A 19,779-nucleotide genomic window follows, 5' to 3' on the forward strand; every position below is an offset into this window, starting at 1 on the left:
GCGGACGAGAGGGCCAGCAGCAGAATCACGCTGAGTTCAGCGGTGCCCGCAGGTCGTACACCGGGGTGTCACCGACCATCGTCTTGGTGAAGTTTTCCTTCACCCACGCGGTGATCTGGCCGGCGCTGCCGCGGGCCTCGCGGGGTGGTCCGCCGCGTCCGCCTTCGGGCCGGTCCAGGAAGTACCGCACCTGACCGTCGGCGACGTATTGCTGGAACTGCGCCAATGTCGGCGAGTTGTCGCTGCCGGTGAATCCGCCGATCGCCATCAGCGACTCCCCCGTCTTGAGTTCGAGGTCGCTGACCATTATCGAGCCCACACTCGCTGCGGCCCAACGACCGTCGGCACCGGCGATCAGCGCGGCCAGGGCCGGGTCATCGGCTCGGCCGAAGCCAGGCGGCGGCCCACCCGGCCCGCCGGGCCCACCCGGTCCGCCGAAACCGGAGTCCCGGTTCGGACCCGAAGTGGCCATGGGCCCACCGCCGTGCACCTTCGCCACCGTCTCGATGGTGTAGGCCGCGGTAGCGCCGAAGCCGAAGAGCACAGCGGCCAGGGCCACCGCCACGGGCCATTTGCCCGGCCGGTGGACCGTGAGCACCAGTGCCACCGCGGTCAGCACCGCACCGATCAGCACGATCCAGCGCAGCGCGGGCAGCCAGTCCGGGGTCCGGTTCAGCAACACGAACGCCCAGCCACCGGTGGCGGCCAGCATCACCGCCAGGACCAGCCGAGCCGCCAATCCTGCGCGCCGGCGCCACAATTCGGACACCGATATGCCCACCAATGCTGCCACGGCAGGCGCCAGCGCCACGGTGTAATAGGGATGGATGATCCCGTCCATGAAGCTGAACACCGCAGCGGTGACCAGCATCCAACCGCCCCACATCAGCAGGCCGGCCCGCAGACCGGCGGTCCGCGCGCTACGGCGGGTCAACCACAACGCGGCCACCAACCCGATCAGCGCGGCAGGCAACAACCACGACACCTCGGTGCCCATGGACAGCCCGAACATCCGGCCGATGCCCGGATCACCGCCGAACATCAGGTTGGCGCCGCGGCTGGGACCGTGGCCGGGTCCACCCGGGCCGGGGCCGGGCCCACCGGGTCCCGGTCCGTTCTGTCCCAGGATGCGTTGTAAGCCGTTGTACCCGAAGGCCAGTTGCAGGAGGCTGTTGTCGGTCGATCCGGCGATGTAGGGCCGGGAGCCGGCCGGCCACAATGCCACCAGTGCGATGTACCAACCCGACGAGACGATCATCGCGGCGGCCCCGATCAGCAAGGTGCCCAACCGTTTCCACACACTGGCCGCGGGTGCGGCGACCAGAAACATCAGGGCCAGCCCCGGCACGATCAGGAAGGCCTGCAGCATCTTGGTCAGGAACCCGAAACCGAGTGCGCAGCCGGCCAACGCCACCCATCCGGTGCTCGCCCGCACCGACACCGCGCCGACGGCGCGCACCATGAAGTAGGCGGCCAGCACGAGCAGCAGCACCAACAGTGCATCGGGATTGTTGTAGCGGAACATCGAGGCCGCCACCGGTGTCAGCGCCAGCGCCGACCCGGCGATCAGGGCGGCCCCGGCTCCGCTGGTGCGCCGCACGGTGGCATAAAGCAGGGCCACCGCACCCACACCCATCAGGGCCTGCGGCAGCAGCATGGTGAACTCGTTGAACCCGAACAGCCGCCCCGACAAGCCCATGGCCCACATCGCGGCAGGCGGTTTGTCCACCGTGGTGGCGTTGCCGGCATCCAGCGAGCCGAACAGCCAGGCCTTCCAGGACTGGGTGCCGGCCTGCGCGGCCGCGGCGTAGTAACTGTTGGCCCAGCCCGACGAGCCCAGTGCCCACAGGTAGAGCACCGCGGTGCCGGCCAGCAGCGCCCAATAGGACGGCCGGACCCAGCGCGCAGTCACGGTGTTTGGGGCGTCCGCGGAGGACGCGCCGGCGTCGGGTGCCGCGTCGACGGTGGTTGTCATATCCCTGTCTTCCCGTTCAGTGCGGTGCCGCGTCGGGTGCGCGCCGGATGGAATACCCATCCCCGCAACAGGACGAAGCGCACCACCGTGGCCAGTAGGTTGGCCGCCACCAGGACGGCGAGTTCGACACCTCGGTGCGGGACGGGCGCCACGAGGTGCAGGAGCCCGAGCGATCCGCTGGTGATGGCCAGCGCAATCGCGAAGACCGTGAGGCCCTCGAGGTGATGCCGGGTGACGTTGCCCGATCCGGCGATGCCAAAGGTGAACCGCCGATTGGCCGCGGTGTTTCCGACTGCCGTCACCAGCAGGGCGACCAGGTTGGCCGCCTGCGCACCGAGACCGGCCCGAAGTGCGATGAACAGCAACAGGTAGGCCAGCGTGGAGACCACCCCGACCGCCCCGAAACGCACCACCTGGCGCAGCAACGAACTCGGGGCGGCGGACTTACGCGACGATCCGAGCTGGGCGGCGATGGTGTTCACCGGGATCGAGCCGTTGGCGAAGCCGCGCAGCAGCCGGCCGATGCCTTTGAGATCGGCGGTCGCGGTGGCGACGATGTCGACCCGGCTGTCCGGATCGTCCACCCAGTCCACCGGCACTTCGTGGATTCGCAGGCCGCTGCGTTCGGCCAGCACCAGCAGTTCGGTGTCGAAAAACCATCCGGTGTCGGCGACGTGAGGTAGCAGCCGCTGCGCGACGTCGGCACGGATTGCCTTAAACCCGCACTGCGCATCCGAAAAGCGCGCCGCCAGAGTCGATTTCAGGATCAGGTTGTAGCACCGTGAGATGAACTCCCGCTTGGCGCCGCGGACCACCCGCGAGCCGCGGCCCAACCGGGTCCCGATGGCCAGGTCGGAGTGTCCCGAGATCAGGGGCGCCACGAGCGGGGCCAGTGCGGCCAGATCGGTGGACAGGTCGACGTCCATGTAGGCCAGCACCGGGGCGTCCGAGGTGGACCAGACCGCATGCAGGGCGCGGCCTCGGCCCTTCTCCTCCAACCGGACCACCCGCACGTCGTCGAGTTCGTCGGCCAGTTCGGCGGCGATCCGCGGCGTGTCGTCGGTGCTGGCATTGTCGGCGATGGTGATGCGAGCCGGGAGGGCGAAATTCTCTCGGAGGTAGCAGTGCAACCGTCGCACCGAATGTGCCAGTGCGGCTTGCTCGTTGTACACCGGGACGACGACGTCGAGCACGGGCACTCCGGCGGCCCGCGCGAGGGCCGCGGCGTTCGGCCGCGAGGCGAACTGGAACCGCTGCTCGGGCTCTTGGACCAAGGTTGTCATGACTTCATCGTTCTCCGCGGGGTTGTGATCTGAGTGGGGCGAAGCTATGCGCCGGCTATGTCTTCGCCGCACGGTGCGTCAGGTCGTAGATCGTCACGTCGTCGACCGTGACGGGACGGAAGTTGGCCTGCACCCATTCGTCGATCTCGATGGACGAGCGGCTGTCGCTGGGCGTGTGTCCGCCGAATCCGCCTGCCATGATGCGGGATTCGATGAAGAAGTGGATCGCGCCCTCGTCGACGAATCGCTGGAACTCCGCCAGGGTGGGCGCCGGATCGGTGCCGTTGAAGCCGCCGACGGCCATCACCGGTGCGCGGGTGGCCAATTGATAACCCGCGGCGTTCGACGACCCCACGACCGCCGCGACCCAGCGATACTTCTCGGCCTCCGACGCCAGGGTCACGGTCAGGGTCGGCCCCGGCTCCGGCGCGGCGAACATGCCCCCGAAACCGCCGCCGCGAGACGGCCCCACGGATGGGATGGCCCCGCTGTGCGGACTCGCCGCGGTGGCGATCGAATATGCGGCCGGGCCGGCCAAACATGTGGCGATGGCCAGCACCGCGGTCGTCCGCACCATCGGCCGGTTCAACCAATTCACCAGCAGCAGAAGCGCTGCGGCGCCCAGCCCGCCGACCGCGACGACGGCACGCAGCCAGGTGAACACGTCGTCGGCCCGGGCCAGCAGCACGGCCGCCAGGATCGCGGTCACCGCCACCGCACCCGACATCGCGGTGGCGGCCCGGATGTCGCGGCGCCGGCGCCACAACAGCGTGGCACCGATACCGATCACCGCGCCCACCGCCGGCGCGAGCGCCACGGTGTAATACGGATGCACGATGCCGTTCATGAAGCTGAACACCACTGCGGTGACGACAAGCCAACCGCCCCACAGGATCAGCGCCGCACGGGTGGTATCGGTGCGGGGCGCGTGACGGCTCAGGTAGAGCCCGGCCGCCAGGCAGATCAGCGCAGCGGGCAGCAGCCAGGCGATGTCGGCGCCCATCTGGGCCCCGAACAACCGTCCGGGCCCGACGTCGAAGTTGAGGTTGCCCAGCCCACCCGTCTCTTCCCCCGTGAGCCGGCCCAGACCGTTGTAGCCCAAGGCCAATTCGACGATGCTGTCGTGCTGTGAGCCGCCGACGTAGGGCCGTGCCGAGGACGGCCAGAGTTCCACCAACAGCAGATACCAGCCACCGCTGAGCACCATGGCCACGCCGGCCGTGACGAGATCGAGCACGCGGCGTCCCAACGGACGATCCCCGGCGACCAGCGTCGCAGCGGCGAACGCCGGTAACACCAGGAACGCCTGCAGCATCTTGGCCAGGAATCCGAATCCGACGGCCACCCCTGCGGCGACGAACCACCAACGGCTCGCGTCTTTTTCGATTCCCCGCTGCACGCAGTAGGCCGCCACGACGAGCAGCAGCACCAGCAGGGCATCGGGGTTGTTGAAGCGGAAGATCAACGCCGCCACCGGCGTCAGGGCCAGAACGGTGCCGGCCAGCAGTCCGGCCCCGGTGCCGGCGGCCCGGCGCACCGCGGCGTAGAGCACCCCGACCGCCCCGACCCCCATCAGCGCCTGGGGCACCAACACGCTCCAGGGGCTCAGCCCGAACGCGCGCACCGAGAGATCGATGATCCACAGCGCTGCGGGCGTCTTGTCCACGGTGATGGCGTTTCCGGCGTCACTGGACCCGAAGAGCATCGCGGTCCAGTTCTGCGCTCCGGCCTGCGCGGCGGCCGAGTAGAACGCATTCGCCCAGCCACTGCTCGACAGGTTCCACAGGTAGAGCACCGCGGTGCCGGCCAACAGCACACCGAGGGCGATGCGTCGGGCGATCGGGGGCCAGTTGCCCAGCTTCGACTCCTCGGGTGCCGCCTCCAGCATGTCGGCAGCGGGATCAGCGGCAACAAGGGTCACATTCTCATGGTTGCGGCGCGCGCTAGGTGCCCGATTTGTCCGTCCTGTGCGAGACCTGTGAGCCGGTCTGGGGCAATCGCACCGTGAACTCGGTCGATCCCGGGACACTGTGCACCGCGATGGTGCCGCCGTGCGCCTTGACCACCGCGGCCACGATCGCCAGCCCCAGCCCGGTGCTGCCCTCACGGCGGGACCGGGACGAGTCACCGCGGGCAAACCGCTCGAACACGTCGGGCACCAGCGACGCCGGTATGCCGGGACCGTCGTCGGCGACCGTGAGCAGCACGGCGTCCGCTTCGGTGTCGGGGTCAGACCTCAGCGACACGGTCACCGAGGTACCCGCCGGGGTGTGGGTGCGCGCGTTGGCCAGCAGGTTCGCCAGCACCTGATGCAGCCGGGCCTCGTCGCCGTCGACCACCACCGGATCGTCGGGGAGGTCCAGTGCCCACTGGTGATCGGGACCGGCGATGTGGGCGTCGCTGACCGAGTCGACCACCAGACGGGACAGATCGACGCTGTCGCGCTCGAGCGGCCGGCCGGCGTCGAGGCGGGCCAGCAGCAACATGTCCTCGACGAGTTGGGTCATCCGTGCTGTCTCGGACTCGACCCGGTTCATCGCGTGGGCCACATCCGCGGGCAGGTCGTCCCGTTTGCGTTGGGCCAGTTCGGTATAGCCGCGGATCGCCGCGAGCGGTGTCCGCAATTCGTGGCTGGCGTCGGCGACGAACTGCCGCACCCGCGTCTCGCTGGCGTGCCGAGCCGACAGCGCACTGGCGATCCGGTCGAGCATCCGGTTCAACGATGTGCCGAGCTGGCCCACCTCGGTGTGGGCACTGGCCTCATCGACCGGCACGATCGGCGTCGGCAACTTCACCTCGCCACGGTCCAGCTCGAGATCGGCCACCTCGCGGGCCGCTGCCGAAACCCGCGACAGCGGGGCGAGTTGGCGCCGGATGACCAGGATGCCGCCGGTGGTCGCGGCGATCAGCGCGATCGCGGCGAGCACGCAGAACATGCCGAGCACCCACAGCAGGGTGTCGTCGACGACGGCCGTCGGCAGGCCGGTGACGATGGTCGCCACGTTGCTGTGCCGCGGATGCAGGCCGATCAACCGGTAGCGCCCCAGCCCGTCGAGGTCCACGGTTTCGGGAACCCGGGTCGCCGGGATCGCCGCGAGCTGTTCGGCCGCGGCCGCGCTGATCTCGACCCGCTCACCTTCGGTGGTGATCACCCCGGCGTCCACCGGCCGGTGCGGTGACACCACGGCCCCGACCGTGCGCGCGGCCTGCCCCGGCGCATTGAGAAATCCCGGCCCGGGCCCCTCCTCGGGGTCGAACGGAACCCGGTGATGACGGCGCATCCCCGGCGGTGGCGGAGTTCCCGGCGGCGGGGGCGGCAGTTCGAAGATCGCCGCCGAACGCCGGCCCGCCTCGATCAGTTGATCGTCGAGCTGGTTCATCAAAAACCGTTGCAGCGCAAACTCTGTGGCCACTCCGATGCTGGCGCACACCACGGCCAGCAACAGCACCTGGTTGACCACCAGCCGAGCCCGCAGCGACCAGGTGCGCGGAGACCACCACCGGGTGGCGCTCGTCGGCGCGGCCGTCACCTCAGCGGGCGGGCCGGAGGACATACCCCGCACCACGCAGTGTGTGGATCATCGGGTCGCGTCCGCTGTCGATCTTCTTGCGCAGATACGAGACATAAAGTTCGACGATGTTGGACCGGCCACCGAAGTCGTAGCTCCACACCCGGTCCAGAATCTGCGCCTTGCTCAGCACCCGTTTGGCGTTGCGCATCATGAAGCGCAGTAGCTCGAACTCGGTGGCCGTCAGGGTGATCGGATCACCGCCGCGGGTCACCTCGTGGCTGTCCTCGTCGAGCACCAGATCACCGACGACGATCTTGGCGCCGCCGTCCTCACTGGTGACCCCGGTGCGACGCAGCAGCGCCCGCAACCGCAACACCACTTCCTCCAGGCTGAACGGCTTGGTGACGTAGTCGTCACCGCCTGCGGTCAGCCCCGCGATGCGGTCCTCGACCGAATCCTTGGCGGTGAGCAGCAACAACGGCAGGCCCGGGATCTGTTCGCGCAGTTTGCGCAGCACGTCGAGCCCACTCATGTCCGGCAGCATCACGTCGAGGACGACCACGTCGGGCGGGTTTTCCTTGGCCGCGGCCAGCGCGCCGGCGCCGTCGCCGGCCGTGGCGATGTCCCAGCCCTCGTAGCGCAGGGCCATCGACACGAGTTCGGCCAGCACCGGCTCGTCGTCGACCACGAGGACCTGGATCGGATTGCCGTCGGCGCGACGCATCACGGCGCGCCCGGAGTCGGAATCGGTGCCATTGGTCCCGTTGGTCGCCCCATTGGTCACAGTGCTCACCGGTCCATTATCTGACCCGTCGATAGGTCAAGCCTGTGCCGTTTCTATGCGCCGGCTGTGAAGAAACGCGATCTGCGGCCCCATATGCGAGACAGAGCCACTACACAGTCGACTCACAGGCACCATCTGCACCGTTGGAGACATGAGCATGCGTCACACCGTCGCCGCGGTCGGGATCGCCACGGCAATCGCCGGGCTCGGCGGCGCCGCCGTCTACGCCGCGACCGATACGCACGGTTCCGGGCACCATGGCGGGCCGCCGGGGATGGGCGGGCCACCGCGGGGCATGCCCGGGCCGGGCGCGCATGGTCTGGGCACCGACGGTTGTGCCCGGATTCGGGGTTGACGACGGCGTCTCGTGGGGGCCGCTCGCGCGGACCCCACCGCGGCCGAATCGACCCGTCAACCGCCGTAACCGTCGGGCGGTTCCGCCTTCACCGGCGGCGTGGCCACCGACGTCTCCAGCTCGCTGGGAGTCGTTGACTTCGTTACCGTTTCGCCGACGGAGGCGGCCGGCCTCGGCCCGATCACCGGCCCGATCACCGCACCGCTGATCGGAGCCTCTGTCACCATCGCCCCAAATGCCCCCATCACGGCGAGTGCGAGCGCACCCACACCGGCCATCGCGTACCTGGTCCGCTTGCTGCGTTCGTGTCCTGCCATACCGACTTACCTACCGGCAGGCGCGCGGCCGGTAAACCCGAAAGCCACCGTCCGGCATCCGGGAATCAGCGTCGATCAGTGCGGTGTGGCAAACCCGGACGGCGTCGTCGCCGAGACCGTCGGCGAGGCGTTCGGAATCTCCGGAGTCGTCGGAGCCGTGGTCGGGGTGACGGTCTGTCCTGTGGTGATGTCAGGCGGCTCGACCCGGTGCTGGGCCCCGGTGAGGCCACCGCCCAGCGCGACGCCGAACGCCACGGTGGCTAACCCGCCGATCGCGCCGACCCCGGCAGAGACCAACTTCAGATTTCGTTGATTGTTTTCCTTCGCTTTACGCAATGAGCTCACCTCCGAGACGACGGATAGCCGTCCCGGTCGAAGCTGAAACCGCTCAATGCGTCGTGGCGAATCCTTGCGGTGGAGTGTTGCCCTTGAGCGCAGGCACCGCCATCGAGATCGCCGGCACGCTCGGCGGCGTCGTCTCCGTGACGGTCTGCCCCAGGTTCATGTGGGATCCCGAGGCCACTGCGGCGGAATCGCCGCCCACATGTATGTCGGTGACCGCGCCGAAGACGCCCAGAGCCACCACTGCCGCACCACCGGCAGCCGCAGCGATCACCTTGATGTCCTTGAGTTCGCTGACTTTCATGGATTTGAGTGAACGCCTGATTTCTATGCCCACGATGTGAACCAGCTGCCAATCGCCGCCGGGTGCTGACCGGCTTTGCCTGCTCGCTGTTTTACCCTGTGTGCCATGCAGCCGTGGGCGGGGACAACCGGATGACGCGCTTTCTGGCGCGCCGGCTGCTCAACTACATCGTGTTGCTGGCCCTGGCCTCGTTCCTGACGTTCGCGCTGACGTCGCTGAACTTCAAACCCCTCGACAGCCTGGAACAGCGCAACCCTCGGCCCCCGCAGTCCGCGATCGACGCCAAGGCCGCCGAGCTCGGTCTCGACAAGCCGATTCCGCTGCGTTATGTGGACTGGGCCGCCGGGGCCGTTCGCGGCGACTTCGGCACCACGGTCACCGGCCAGCCGGTGGCCGACGAACTGTGGCGGCGGATCGGCGTGACGCTGCGGTTGCTGGTCATCGGCGCCATCTCGGGCGCCGTGATCGGTGTGGTGGTCGGTGCCTGGGGCGCGATCCGCCAGTACCGGCTGTCGGACCGCGTGATCACCGTCTTGTCGCTGCTGGTGATCAGCACGCCGTCGTTCGTGATCGCCAACATGCTGATCCTGGCCGCGCTCAACGTGAATTCGATCCTGGGCGTACAGATCTTCGAGTACACCGGGGAGACGGCGCCGGTGCCCGTCGGCGGGCCGTGGGCGCAGTTCGTCGACCGGTTGCAGCACCTCGTGTTGCCGACGCTCACGCTGGCCCTGATGGCGATCGCCGGCTACAGCCGCTACCAACGCAACGCCATGCTCGATGTCCTCGGGCAGGACTTCATCCGCACCGCGCGGGCCAAGGGCCTGACCCGGCGCCGGGCCCTGTTCAAACATGGACTGCGGACCGCGCTCATCCCGATGGCCACCCTGTTCGCCTACGGCGTGGCCGGGTTGGTCACCGGCTCGGTGTTCGTCGAGAAGATCTTCGGCTGGCACGGCATGGGCGAATGGGTGGTGCAGGGCATCGCCACCCAGGACACCAACATCATCGCGGCCATCACGGTGTTCACCGGCACGGTGATCCTGGTCGCCGGTCTGCTCTCCGACGTCATCTACGCGGTACTGGACCCGAGGGTGCGGGTGACATGACACAGACTTCCGGCACGACCGGCGAGGCGAGCGCAGCCCGTTCGGGACTGCACACCGAGGAATTCGCCACCCGGCGCACCCTGGTGTTCCGCCGGTTCCTGCGCAACTGGCCCGCGGTCATCTCACTGGCCCTGTTGATCGTCATGTTCGTGGCCTGCTACGCGGTGCCGCCACTGCTGCCCTACAACTACTCCGATCTCGACTACTACGCGCTGCAGACCCCGCCGTCGCTCGACCACTGGTTCGGCACCAACGCCCTGGGGCAGGACATCTTCGCCCAAACCCTGCGCGGCATGCAGAAATCCATGCTGATCGGGGTGTGCGTGGCGTTCATCTCGACCATCATCGCCGCCACGGTCGGTTCGATCGCCGGGTATTTCGGCGGCTGGCGTGACCGCACCCTGATGTGGATCGTCGACGTGCTGCTGGTGGTACCCAGCTTCATCCTGATCGCGATCGTCACGCCGCGATTGAGCCAGTCGGACCGGGTGTTCTGGCTGATCGTGTTGCTCTCGGCGTTCAGCTGGATGATCAGCTCCCGCATCGTGCGCGGGATGACGCTGAGCCTGCGGGAACGCGAATTCGTGTTGGCCGCCCGGTATATGGGCGTCAGCAACCGGCGCATCATCGTGCGCCACATCCTGCCCAACGTGGCCTCGATCCTGATCATCGACACCGCACTCAACGTCGGTCTGGCGATCCTGGCCGAAACCGGTTTGAGCTTCCTGGGATTCGGCATCCAGGCGCCCGATGTCTCGCTGGGCACGTTGATCGCCGACGGCACCAAATCCGCCACCACGTTCCCCTGGGTGTTCCTGTTCCCGGCCGGGGTGCTGGTTTTGATCATCCTGTGCGCCAACCTCGTCGGTGACGGCTTGCGCGACGCACTCGATCCCGGCAGCGGCAGGCTGCGGCGCAGGAGGTCACGCCGATGACCCGACTGCTCGAAGTATCCGATCTGCGGGTGGACTTCCCCACCGACACCGGTGCCGTCCATGCGGTGCGGGGGCTGAACTTTCACGTCGACGCCGGCGAAGTGGTCGCCCTGGTGGGCGAATCCGGGGCCGGGAAATCGGCCGGCGCGATGGCTGTCGTCGGGCTGCTGCCCGAGTTCGCCGAGGTCTCCGGATCGGTCCGGCTGCGCGGCGAGGAACTGCTCGGGCGCTCCGACGCCCAGCTGTCACAAGTCCGGGGCAACACGATCGGCACGGTGTTCCAGGATCCGATGTCCGCGCTCACGCCGGTCTACACCGTCGGCGACCAGATCGCCGAGGCACTCGAAACCCACAACCGCGACCTGAGCCGGCGTGCGGCACGCAGCCGTGCGGTCGAGCTCCTCGAGCTGGTCGGCATCGCCCAACCTCAGCAGCGGGCCCGCGCCTTCCCGCACGAGCTCTCCGGCGGGGAGCGCCAGCGCGTGGTCATCGCGATCGCCATCGCCAACGACCCCGACCTGCTGATCTGCGACGAGCCCACCACCGCGCTGGATGTCACGGTGCAGGCGCAGATTCTCGACGTGCTCAAGACCGCCCGTGACGTCACCGGGGCCGGGGTGCTGATCATCACCCACGACCTGGGCGTGGTGGCCGAGTTCGCCGACCGGGCGCTGGTGATGTACGCCGGCCGGGCCGTCGAGGATGCCCCGGTGGCCCGGCTGTACGAGCAGGCCCGGATGCCCTACACCGTCGGGCTGCTCGGTTCGGTGCCGCGCCTGGACGCCCCGCAGGGCACCCGGCTCGTGCCGATCCCGGGTGCACCGCCGTCGCTGACCACGACACCGCACGGCTGCCCGTTCGCGCCGCGCTGCCCGCTGGCGATCGACGAGTGCGAGGCAGGAGAACCCGACCTCATCGAGCTGGCACCCGACCACCACGCCGCCTGCATCCGCACCGAGCAGGTCGCCGGCCGCAGCGCGGCCGACATCTACCACGTGAGCGACGCGGCCCCACCGCCCACGCCGCGCGACGACGCCCCGGTGGTGCTGCGGGTGCGCGAGTTGTCCAAGACCTACAAGCTGACCAAAGGTGTGGTGCTGCGTCGCCAGGTCGGCGAGGTCCGGGCCGTCGACAAGGTCAGCTTCGACCTGCACAGCGGCCGCACGCTCGGCATCGTCGGTGAATCCGGATCGGGCAAGTCCACCACGCTGCACCAGATCCTGAATCTGACTGCGCCGCAATCTGGTTCGATCGAGGTGCTCGGGTCCGACGTGGCCACGCTGAACCGCAGGGCCCGTCGGGGGCTGCGCACCGACCTGCAGGTGGTGTTCCAGGACCCGGTGGCCTCGCTGGACCCGCGGTTACCGGTGTCGGACGTGTTGGCAGAGCCGTTGGCGGCCAACGGTTTCGACAAACCCCGTATCGACGATCGGGTGGCCGAACTCCTCGAGCTGGTGGGCCTGCGCCGCGCCGATGCCGGCCGCTACCCGGCGGAGTTCTCCGGTGGCCAGAAACAGCGCATCGGGATCGCCCGCGCACTGGCCCTGCAGCCGAAGATCATCGCGCTCGACGAACCGGTCTCCGCGCTGGACGTCTCGATTCAGGCCGGGATCATCAACCTGTTGCTGGATCTGCAGGACCGGTTCGGCCTGGCCTATCTGTTCGTGTCCCATGACCTGTCGGTGGTCAAGCACCTGGCCCACGACGTCGCCGTGATGTACAAGGGCGCGGTGGTCGAACAAGGCTCCGGTGACGCGGTGTTCACCGATCCGCAGCACGCGTACACCCGCCGGTTGCTGGCCGCGGTGCCGCAGGCCAGACCGCACCCCGGGCCCGCCGCCGGTTAGGTATTGCCGCATCCGAGGGGTAGCTGCCTCTAGCATCGACGGAATGAACGGGTTGAAGGTGTTCAAGCTCCAGCGGTTCGCCGTCGTCACGGCGATCACCGCACTCGCGCTGGCCGGCTGTTCGGGCGGCGATCGGGAAGCCCCCTCGGCCGGCGGTAACGCCGAGGTCGGCAGCACCAACGACATCAACCCACAGGATGTGGCGAACCTGCGCCAAGGCGGCAATCTGCGGCTGGCCCTGACGGAGTTCCCGTCGAACTTCAACCCACTGCACATCGACGGCAACACCGGCGACGTCGGCTCGATCACCAAGCCGACGCTGCCGCGCGCCTTCGTCATCGCCGCCGACGGGTCGGCGACGGTGAACACCGACTACTTCACCAACGTCGAACTGACGGGCACCAACCCGCAGGTGGTCACCTACACGATCAATCCCAAGGCGGTGTGGTCCGACGGCACCCCGATCACCTGGGAGGACATCAAATCCCAGACCGAGGCCAACAGCGGAAAGAACCCGGCGTTCATCATCGCCGCGCCCAACGGCTTCGAGCGGGTGGCCTCGGTGACCCGCGGCGTCGACGACCGCCAGGCCGTGATGACCTTCGAGAAGCCCTACGCCGACTGGAAGGGCATGTTCGCCGGTAACGGTCGGCTACTGCCCAAGAGCATGACGGCCACGCCCGAAGCCTTCAACAAGGCACAGCTCAGCCAGCCCGGGCCATCGGCGGGCCCGTTCCTGGTGTCCAACGTCGACCGGGGCGCCCAGCGGATCACGTTGAGCCGCAACCCGAAATGGTGGGGCACCCCGCCGCTACTGGACACCATCACCTTCCTGGTGCTCGATGACGCCGCGCGGATCCCGGCACTGCAGAACAACACCATCGACGCCACCGGCACCGCATCCCTCGACGAGCTGACGATCGCCCGCAAGACCGCGGGGATCAGCATCCGGCGGGCGCCGTCGGCCAGCTGGTATCACCTGACGTTCAACGGTGCCCCCGGCTCGATCCTGGCCGACCCTGCCTTGCGCCGCGCAGTCGCCAAGGGCATCGACCGTCAGGCGATCGCCAACATCACCCAGCGGGGTCTCACCGACAACCCGGTACCGCTGAACAACCACATCTACGTCGCGGGCCAGCAGGGCTATCAGGACAACGCCGCCTCGGTGGCCTTCGACCCGGATCAGGCCAGGGCCGAGCTGGACGCGCTGGGCTGGAAAGTGCCCGAAGGACAGCAGTTCCGGAAGAAGGACGGCAAGGAACTGGTCATCCGCAACGTGTTCTATGACGCCGGCAGCACCCGGCAGGTGGCCCAGATCGCGCAGAACATGCTGGGCCAGATCGGGGTGAACCTGCAGCTCGACACGAAACCGGGCACCGGGTTCTTCAGCAACTACATCATCAAGGGCGACTTCGACATTGCCCAGTTCGCCTTTCTCGGTGACGCATTCCCGTTGAGCTCGCTGACCCAGATCTACGCCCAGGACGGGGCCAGCAACTTCGGAAAGATCGGCAGCCCGGAGATCGACGCCAAAATCGAGCAGACACTGGAGGAGCTGGACCCGGCCAAGGCGCGCACGCTGGCCAACGAACTCGACACGATGCTGTTCGACGAGGTGTTCAGCCTTCCGCTGTTCCAGTCCCCCGGCAACGTCGCCGTGCGCAGCAACCTGGCCAATTTCGGGGCCTTCGGCCTGGCCGACGCCGACTACACGAAGATCGGCTTCCTCAAGTAGCCGAGCGTGACCGCCTCCACCGCGATGGCCACCGAGATCGCGCGAACAGCCGTGCGGACGACGGCGCGCGCCGGTAGGGCGTCGAGTTCGGCGGCGACGGCCGAAAGTTGTTCGGCCGCACCTTCCTTCACGGCTCGGATCACCGCGAAGGCGGCACGCTCGCGGGTGTCGAGCACGCTGTGGACCACCGTCGGCATCCGGACCAGTACTGCCCCCGGGACCAGCTGCGCGATCCGTTCGGCGATGGCCGGCGGGGTGGTGAGGTCGCGGCCGCCGGACAGCACGACGGTGGGCCAGTCGAAGCCCGGTAGCTCGGCCGTCAGGTCGAAGGGCTCGGCCTCGAACGGTTCGTAGAACTTCGCGCTGCCGATCATGTCGGCCATGTCCAGGGCAGGATCCAAGGGCAGACCGTCGGGCACTCCGGCATAGTTCAACTCGCGGAAGGCGATCCGCCCGACCAGATCGACTTCATTGCGGTACGGCGCTTTCCGTGTCGAGAGCCCGCTCAGGCGGCGCAGCGCCGACCACACCACGGTGCGTCCGCGCAACAACAGGTCGAGTTGGCGGTCCAGCAGCGCGGCACCGCCGAAACCGTAGAGCAGGCCGATCAGTTCCCCACCCTTGGCCGCCAGTGTCCCCTCGGCCACCAGTCGGCGGACCTTCGGCGCCAGCGCCGCGGTCTCGGGGTCGTTTCCCTCCCACAACAGGCCCCGGATGGCGGCGCGCATGGCCTCGATGTCGGCCGTGGACAGCACCGGCGAGTCCAGGACCATCGCCGCCACCCGGTCGCGGTGGCGCACCCCGAATCCCGCGGCCAGGTAACTGCCGTACGAGGTGCCGTAGACCATCGCCTGGTGCACACCGGCGTCGTCGAGCACGGCGGCGATGTCGTCGATCACCTGCTCGACGGTGATGGCCGCCGGCGGTAGATCCGCGCCGGCGTCCGTGTGCCGTGACATCCCGACGCCCCGGTGCTCGATCATGATCACGTCGAACCCGGCGAGGGCCGCGCGCCGGCGCAACGCACGGTACGGCTGGATCGATGCGACGCCGGGACCGCCGGGGATGAGCACGGCGGGCTGCGCCGATTTGCGCCCGGCGCGCACGTAGAACAGGTCGAACTGCTCGTCAGAACCAGGGCTGACCGGGCGTCGCACCGCCCGAACCCCCGGCAGCGCGGCCAGCCTGTCGTGCACTCGCCTGCGCTTGGCGTTCATGGTCATCGCGCTCCATTGTGCCGCGCCCGGCTCAGATCAGATAGATCGTGAGGACCGCACCGAACAGCACCACCAGCCAGCCGTCGGTGGCCAGTTTGAGCCACCTCGGCGCGGTACGGACCTCCATGAACTGCCTGATGATCAGCCGGGCCTTGACCAGCGTCAGCGCCAGCACCAGCACGGTGATCGGCACACTGGCCGCCAGGGTGGCCGAGTACTGGGCCGGGGCCAGCCACCACGAGCCGACGGTGATGGCGACCAGCACCAGCCAGGTCTGGGTCACAGCTCTCTCGGTCATGATCACCTCACCACGTAGAGCAGGCCGAAGATGATCACCCAGAGCAGGTCGACCATGTGCCAGTAGATCGCGCTCGATTCCACCACCGAGGCCCGGCGACGCGACGGGTTGCGCAGCTCCCGCACGATGACGCCCAGCACGATCAACCCGATCAACACGTGGACCAGGTGGACGCCGGTGAGCACGTAATAGAACGAGTAGAACATCTCGGAGTTGGTATGCCCGGCCTGGATTTTGACCATCCACTCATAGCCCTTGCAGACCATGAACAACACACCGCCGACGCCGCCGGCGTAAGTGAGCCGGATGGCCGCCTCGTGCCGGCCGGCCCTGGCGGCCAGCACGGCGCGGGCCACAAGCCACGAACTGGTCAGCAGGATCACCGTGTTGAGCACCCCGATGTTGATGTCGAGATGCTGTTGGGCCCGCAGGAATTCGTCCGGCTGCATGGTGCGGTAGATCATGAACACGATGAAGTAGCCACCGAAGATGACCAGATCACCGAGCACCATCACCCACATGTGCCCATCGCCGGGCAGGTGGGACGACGCCGTCTTGACGGGCGGATCTTGTTGTGTCACCACAGGATTGCTCGACATTGTCCGCCTCACTCCGGCCCCGGCTCGTCTACCGATTCACGTACGGCCGCCTGCCGCAGCAGCACGATCAGCGCCGACAGCCAGACCGAGAACACCACCACCGCCCACCAGAACGCGATCAAGCCGTTCCAGGCAAACGGCCCGGACTCGAACACGAACATCTGGGTGGCGATCACCTCGGTGATGATCTGCCAGATGGTCACGTAGGCGAACCAGGCCGGGAAGATCTGGTTCTTGTCGTAGAGGATGGCGATCGCGAACACCAGGTAGGCGGCCGTGAAGCAACCCAAAGAGCCGTTGTAGGACAGCATTCCGAGGTCATAGAGCAGGCTGATCAGCTCGGGGTCGCGGTCGGGCCGGAAGGCCGCGGTGAGGAAGCAGACCGAGACCAGGAGAAACCCCGGCAGCGCACCCACGCTCATGCCGCCGATGTAGCCGTAGGCGAAGACCGCACCGACCGACATGCGTTTGATCTGGTAGGCGACCAGGCCGTTGGTCATGGCCGCACCACCTAGCAGGATCAACAGCAGGCAGAACCCGATCTTGATGGTGACGCCGTGCTCGGTGAAGAACGCCACCTTGTCGGCTGCGGTGACATCGGGGCGCGGCGGCGGTGTCACCCGGGTCAGGATGCAGATGATGACGCCGAACGCGCCGTACCACAGCGGGAAGAACCACGTCATCAACCGCACATCGGGCTTGCCCGGCGGCGTTTCACCCGCGGAGCGGGTGGGTGGACCGGGGGTCAGCAGTGTCATGCCGCGGCGCTCTCGACGACGCCCTCTTCGACGGCCTGCCGGAGCACCGCGCGCCGCAGGACGAAGAACATCACGATGACGAAGAGCGCGAAGGCTCCGTTGCGAAGCCAGAAGGACAGTAGACCGTCCCAGGCCAGCGGCCCCGTCTGGAACACCGCCGCACCCGCGGCCGGAACCATGGCGATGGCGGTGGCCAGCGAGTAATGGCCCACCCAACGGGGAAACACCGGGTCCGGCCCGTTGTCGAAGTAGACCGCGACCGCGAGCAACGCGAACTGCGAGACCACCATGCCCACCGGCGCCACGAACACGATCCAGGCCAGGTCGTTGAGCAACATCACCAGCTCGGGATTGCGGCCGGGCCGGAACGCGGCGACCAGGAAGAACACGTTGGACAGCGCGAAGATGGTGGCACCGCTGACCACCGCGGTCAGATAGCAGTACGCGAAGACGTGGCTCTGAGTCTTCATACGCTTCATCTGCACCACGATCACCATGAAGAACGGCAGGATCAGGATTCCGCACAGGTTGAACGTCACCTGGCTGAACCGGATCCACGCCGTGTGATCGGCATAGAACCCGGCCACCTGCTGGGCACTCCAGGTCGGCGACATCGGCGGCCAGAAGCCGGGAAACGCCAGAAACGCCGCCAGCAGGACGACGCCGACCGCCGGCCCGGTCCACAAACTCACCCACTGCGCCTTGATATTGCCGGCTTTCGGCAGGTCTTGGACCTGCTCCAGGATCTGCACTCCCCACCTCCAAAACTGACTTCAGTCAGAAGAAGTCCTTGTTGAAACCGTAACGCCCACTGGCGACATTGGAAAGAGTCAATCTGAGTACAGTCAGTTCTTGAATGTCGTAACATCAGGCTGTGCTGAAGGCTCAGTCGCCACCACCGCGCAGCCGCAAGGGTCAGCAGACCCGGGAACGGTTACTCGGGGCCGCGGTCGCCGAGTTCAAACGCGGGGGCATGGCCGCGGCCGATACTGCCGCGATCGCCTCGGCCGCCGGCGTCGCCCACGGCACGTTCTTCTTCCACTTCCCCACCAAGGAACACGTCCTGGTGGAACTCGAACAGCGCGAAGAGGCCCGCATGGCCGCCGAGCTCCTCCGCTTCTTCGACCAACCGCACGACGTCGGGGCCACCCTGGCCGAATCGGTGCGCATGCTCGAGAAACTGGAACGGCGCCTCGGCCGGCCGTTGTTCAAAGACTTTCTGGCCCTGCACTTCTCCACCACCCGACCACCCACCGAGGAATGGGCGCACCATCCGGTGCTCGTCGCGTTGGTCGAAGAGCTCCAGCGCGCCAAAAAGGCCGGAGAGATCCCCGACGAGGTGGACGTGCTGCACAATGGCGCGTCGTTCTTCGCCGGGCTCTACGCGCTGCTGATCACCATCCCCGACGCACCGGAGGTCCGGGCCCCGGTCATCAAGGAGTACCTGACCACCTACCTCTACGGCATGCGGGTCAGAGGCTTCGGTTCGGCCTGATCCAAATGCGTGCCTGCGGGTAGCGCCTGCGGATACAACGGTGCCATGACCACCGTCGAGAAAATCACCCACGTGTTGCCCGGAACGCCGGAGTGGGATGCTCTGCTGGCATCGATCGCCTCGGGCGCCAAGGACCGTGACCGCAACGATGAGAATCCGTTCGATCAGGTCGCCGCTCTGAAACGGGCCGGGTTCGGCACCCTGCGGCTGCCCGAGTCCCTCGGCGGAGCCGGATTCACCGTGCCGCAGCTGTTCTCGACGATCATCGACGTGGCCAAGGCCGATCCGATCGTGGCCCACATCTTCCGGACCCACTTCTGGTTCACCGAGGAACGGCTGCGCACCGCAGGCGATCCGGTGTCGGCGCGCTGGCTGGGCAAGATCGCCGAGGGCAAGATCTTCGGTAATGCGTTCAGCGAGAAGGGTTCCCTGGCGGTCGGCAGCCTGGTGTTCAACACCCGGCTGCTGGCGGACCCGGCGGGCTCGGGCTTCCGGCTGAACGGCGAGAAGTACTACAGCACCGGGACGCTGTTCTCGGACTATCTGACGGTGACGGCCACCACCGACCACGACTCGGTGGCCAGTGTCCTGGTGCCCACCGACCGCGACGGCGTCCGGCTGGTCGACGACTGGGACGGATTCGGCCAGCGCCGCACCGGGACCGGCACCACGACGTTCACCGATGTCGCGGTCGCCGCCGACGAGGTGCTCTCCGATACCTCCTACGATGCCGATCCGGTGCCGACGGTCCAGTACGCCTCGCTGCAACTGTTCATTCACGCGGTGGTGGCCGGGATTCTGGCCAATGTCGTCGACGACGGTGTGGCCCTGTTGCGTTCGCGCGCAGCGAAACTTCAGCCATGCCGTGACCGAGCGGCCCACCGACGATCCCTTGTTGCAGCGGCCCCACCGAA

19 protein-coding genes and 1 pseudogene are annotated in these 19,779 nt (G+C 67.7%); 7 read left to right on the forward strand and 13 right to left on the reverse strand.

What is annotated here, in order from left to right; translation table 11 throughout:
* Positions 1-25 precede the first annotated feature (25 nt).
* The 5 genes from A5733_RS24155 to A5733_RS24175 are packed head-to-tail and all read right to left on the reverse strand — an operon-like array spanning position 26 to position 7,494.
* Positions 26-1,975 (reverse strand): glycosyltransferase family 39 protein, encoded by a 1,950-nt coding sequence (locus tag A5733_RS24155; RefSeq protein WP_076241931.1) that lies wholly within the window; start codon positions 1,973-1,975, stop codon positions 26-28.
* On the reverse strand, positions 1,972-3,258 hold the full coding sequence (locus A5733_RS24160; protein WP_076241932.1) for a bifunctional glycosyltransferase family 2/GtrA family protein: 1,287 nt from the start codon (positions 3,256-3,258) through the stop codon (positions 1,972-1,974). Before A5733_RS24160 ends, A5733_RS24155 begins: the two co-directional genes overlap by 4 nt.
* A gap of 55 nt (positions 3,259-3,313) precedes the next feature.
* Entirely contained in the window at positions 3,314-5,146 is a 1,833-nt protein-coding gene (locus A5733_RS24165) for a glycosyltransferase family 39 protein (protein ID WP_142254189.1), read from the reverse strand.
* A gap of 55 nt (positions 5,147-5,201) precedes the next feature.
* Positions 5,202-6,812 carry a cell wall metabolism sensor histidine kinase WalK gene (locus tag A5733_RS24170; protein WP_076241946.1) on the reverse strand — a complete coding sequence of 537 codons (1,611 nt, stop codon included), beginning with the start codon at positions 6,810-6,812 and terminating at the stop codon, positions 5,202-5,204.
* The gene (locus A5733_RS24175) at positions 6,790-7,494 is read right to left on the reverse strand and encodes a response regulator transcription factor (RefSeq protein ID WP_067769256.1); all 705 of its coding nucleotides are present in this window, start codon (positions 7,492-7,494) and stop codon (positions 6,790-6,792) included. Before A5733_RS24175 ends, A5733_RS24170 begins: the two co-directional genes overlap by 23 nt.
* Positions 7,495-7,705: 211 nt before the next feature.
* On the opposite strand from A5733_RS24175, the gene A5733_RS24180 reads away from it, so the two are divergent.
* Positions 7,706-7,909 carry a hypothetical protein gene (locus A5733_RS24180; protein WP_076241934.1) on the forward strand — a complete coding sequence of 68 codons (204 nt, stop codon included), beginning with the start codon at positions 7,706-7,708 and terminating at the stop codon, positions 7,907-7,909.
* A 56-nt stretch (positions 7,910-7,965) separates the two neighbouring features.
* On the opposite strand, the gene A5733_RS24185 is transcribed toward A5733_RS24180, so the two are convergent.
* From A5733_RS24185 to A5733_RS24195, 3 genes are all read right to left on the reverse strand, one after another.
* Entirely contained in the window at positions 7,966-8,226 is a 261-nt protein-coding gene (locus tag A5733_RS24185) for a hypothetical protein (protein WP_067769217.1), read from the reverse strand.
* A 75-nt stretch (positions 8,227-8,301) separates the two neighbouring features.
* Entirely contained in the window at positions 8,302-8,571 is a 270-nt protein-coding gene (locus A5733_RS24190) for a hypothetical protein (protein ID WP_082957664.1), read from the reverse strand.
* Between the two features lie 43 nt (positions 8,572-8,614).
* The gene (locus A5733_RS24195; protein ID WP_076241935.1) at positions 8,615-8,872 is read right to left on the reverse strand and encodes a hypothetical protein; all 258 of its coding nucleotides are present in this window, start codon (positions 8,870-8,872) and stop codon (positions 8,615-8,617) included.
* A gap of 131 nt (positions 8,873-9,003) precedes the next feature.
* Here A5733_RS24195 and A5733_RS24200 point away from each other — a divergent pair, with 131 nt between their 5' ends.
* From A5733_RS24200 to A5733_RS24215, 4 genes are read left to right on the forward strand one after another with little or no spacing between them, the layout of a single operon-like run.
* A complete protein-coding gene (locus A5733_RS24200) occupies positions 9,004-9,981 on the forward strand; it encodes an ABC transporter permease (RefSeq protein WP_076241947.1) in 978 nt (325 codons plus the stop codon).
* Entirely contained in the window at positions 9,978-10,916 is a 939-nt protein-coding gene (locus tag A5733_RS24205) for an ABC transporter permease (protein ID WP_067769223.1), read from the forward strand. Before A5733_RS24200 ends, A5733_RS24205 begins: the two co-directional genes overlap by 4 nt.
* Positions 10,913-12,763 (forward strand): ABC transporter ATP-binding protein, encoded by a 1,851-nt coding sequence (locus A5733_RS24210; RefSeq protein WP_076241936.1) that lies wholly within the window; start codon positions 10,913-10,915, stop codon positions 12,761-12,763. Before A5733_RS24205 ends, A5733_RS24210 begins: the two co-directional genes overlap by 4 nt.
* Positions 12,764-12,806: 43 nt before the next feature.
* The gene (locus tag A5733_RS24215) at positions 12,807-14,498 is read left to right on the forward strand and encodes an ABC transporter family substrate-binding protein (protein ID WP_076241937.1); all 1,692 of its coding nucleotides are present in this window, start codon (positions 12,807-12,809) and stop codon (positions 14,496-14,498) included.
* On the opposite strand, the gene A5733_RS24220 is transcribed toward A5733_RS24215, so the two are convergent.
* Genes A5733_RS24220 through A5733_RS24240 form a run of 5 tightly spaced genes read right to left on the reverse strand, consistent with a single transcriptional unit; the run spans position 14,471 to position 18,122 of the window.
* Positions 14,471-15,721: an alpha/beta hydrolase gene (locus tag A5733_RS24220; RefSeq protein WP_076241938.1), complete on the reverse strand. Its 1,251-nt coding sequence runs from the start codon at positions 15,719-15,721 to the stop codon at positions 14,471-14,473. The two genes, A5733_RS24215 and A5733_RS24220, sit on opposite strands and share 28 nt — an antisense overlap.
* 25 nt (positions 15,722-15,746) lie before the next feature.
* Positions 15,747-16,013, reverse strand: a complete 267-nt coding sequence (locus A5733_RS24225; RefSeq protein WP_067769263.1) for a cytochrome C oxidase subunit IV family protein — start codon at positions 16,011-16,013, stop codon at positions 15,747-15,749.
* A 2-nt stretch (positions 16,014-16,015) separates the two neighbouring features.
* Positions 16,016-16,612, reverse strand: coding sequence for a cytochrome c oxidase subunit 3 (locus tag A5733_RS24230; protein ID WP_067769232.1), 597 nt, complete (start codon positions 16,610-16,612; stop codon positions 16,016-16,018).
* Positions 16,613-16,620: 8 nt separating this feature from the next.
* Positions 16,621-17,370, reverse strand: a complete 750-nt coding sequence (locus A5733_RS24235; RefSeq protein ID WP_076241939.1) for a hypothetical protein — start codon at positions 17,368-17,370, stop codon at positions 16,621-16,623.
* Positions 17,367-18,122, reverse strand: a complete 756-nt coding sequence (locus tag A5733_RS24240; protein ID WP_076241940.1) for a hypothetical protein — start codon at positions 18,120-18,122, stop codon at positions 17,367-17,369. The genes A5733_RS24235 and A5733_RS24240 overlap by 4 nt, the downstream gene beginning before the upstream one ends.
* A gap of 122 nt (positions 18,123-18,244) precedes the next feature.
* On the opposite strand from A5733_RS24240, the gene A5733_RS24245 reads away from it, so the two are divergent.
* Positions 18,245-18,865 carry a TetR/AcrR family transcriptional regulator gene (locus tag A5733_RS24245; protein WP_076241941.1) on the forward strand — a complete coding sequence of 207 codons (621 nt, stop codon included), beginning with the start codon at positions 18,245-18,247 and terminating at the stop codon, positions 18,863-18,865.
* A 45-nt stretch (positions 18,866-18,910) separates the two neighbouring features.
* A pseudogene (locus tag A5733_RS24250) lies at positions 18,911-19,779 on the forward strand (acyl-CoA dehydrogenase family protein); the annotation flags it as partial.

The organism is Mycobacterium sp. NS-7484, assembly GCF_001953975.1.
Classification (GTDB): Bacteria; Actinomycetota; Actinomycetes; order Mycobacteriales; family Mycobacteriaceae; genus Mycobacterium.

Excerpts from the sequence above, each read along its gene's own strand:
- A5733_RS24155 (WP_076241931.1), bottom strand. The coding sequence starts at position 1,975 with ATGACAACCACCGTCGACGCGGCACCCGACGCCGGCGCGTCCTCCGCG.
- A5733_RS24160 (WP_076241932.1), bottom strand. The coding sequence starts at position 3,258 with ATGACAACCTTGGTCCAAGAGCCCGAGCAGCGGTTCCAGTTCGCCTCG.
- A5733_RS24165 (WP_142254189.1), bottom strand. The coding sequence starts at position 5,146 with ATGCTGGAGGCGGCACCCGAGGAGTCGAAGCTGGGCAACTGGCCCCCG.
- A5733_RS24170 (WP_076241946.1), bottom strand. The coding sequence starts at position 6,812 with ATGTCCTCCGGCCCGCCCGCTGAGGTGACGGCCGCGCCGACGAGCGCC.
- A5733_RS24175 (WP_067769256.1), bottom strand. The coding sequence starts at position 7,494 with ATGCGTCGCGCCGACGGCAATCCGATCCAGGTCCTCGTGGTCGACGAC.
- A5733_RS24180 (WP_076241934.1), top strand. The coding sequence starts at position 7,706 with ATGAGCATGCGTCACACCGTCGCCGCGGTCGGGATCGCCACGGCAATC.
- A5733_RS24185 (WP_067769217.1), bottom strand. The coding sequence starts at position 8,226 with ATGGCAGGACACGAACGCAGCAAGCGGACCAGGTACGCGATGGCCGGT.
- A5733_RS24195 (WP_076241935.1), bottom strand. The coding sequence starts at position 8,872 with ATGAAAGTCAGCGAACTCAAGGACATCAAGGTGATCGCTGCGGCTGCC.
- A5733_RS24200 (WP_076241947.1), top strand. The coding sequence starts at position 9,004 with ATGACGCGCTTTCTGGCGCGCCGGCTGCTCAACTACATCGTGTTGCTG.
- A5733_RS24205 (WP_067769223.1), top strand. The coding sequence starts at position 9,978 with ATGACACAGACTTCCGGCACGACCGGCGAGGCGAGCGCAGCCCGTTCG.
- A5733_RS24210 (WP_076241936.1), top strand. The coding sequence starts at position 10,913 with ATGACCCGACTGCTCGAAGTATCCGATCTGCGGGTGGACTTCCCCACC.
- A5733_RS24215 (WP_076241937.1), top strand. The coding sequence starts at position 12,807 with ATGAACGGGTTGAAGGTGTTCAAGCTCCAGCGGTTCGCCGTCGTCACG.
- A5733_RS24220 (WP_076241938.1), bottom strand. The coding sequence starts at position 15,721 with ATGACCATGAACGCCAAGCGCAGGCGAGTGCACGACAGGCTGGCCGCG.
- A5733_RS24225 (WP_067769263.1), bottom strand. The coding sequence starts at position 16,013 with ATGACCGAGAGAGCTGTGACCCAGACCTGGCTGGTGCTGGTCGCCATC.
- A5733_RS24230 (WP_067769232.1), bottom strand. The coding sequence starts at position 16,612 with ATGTCGAGCAATCCTGTGGTGACACAACAAGATCCGCCCGTCAAGACG.
- A5733_RS24235 (WP_076241939.1), bottom strand. The coding sequence starts at position 17,370 with ATGACACTGCTGACCCCCGGTCCACCCACCCGCTCCGCGGGTGAAACG.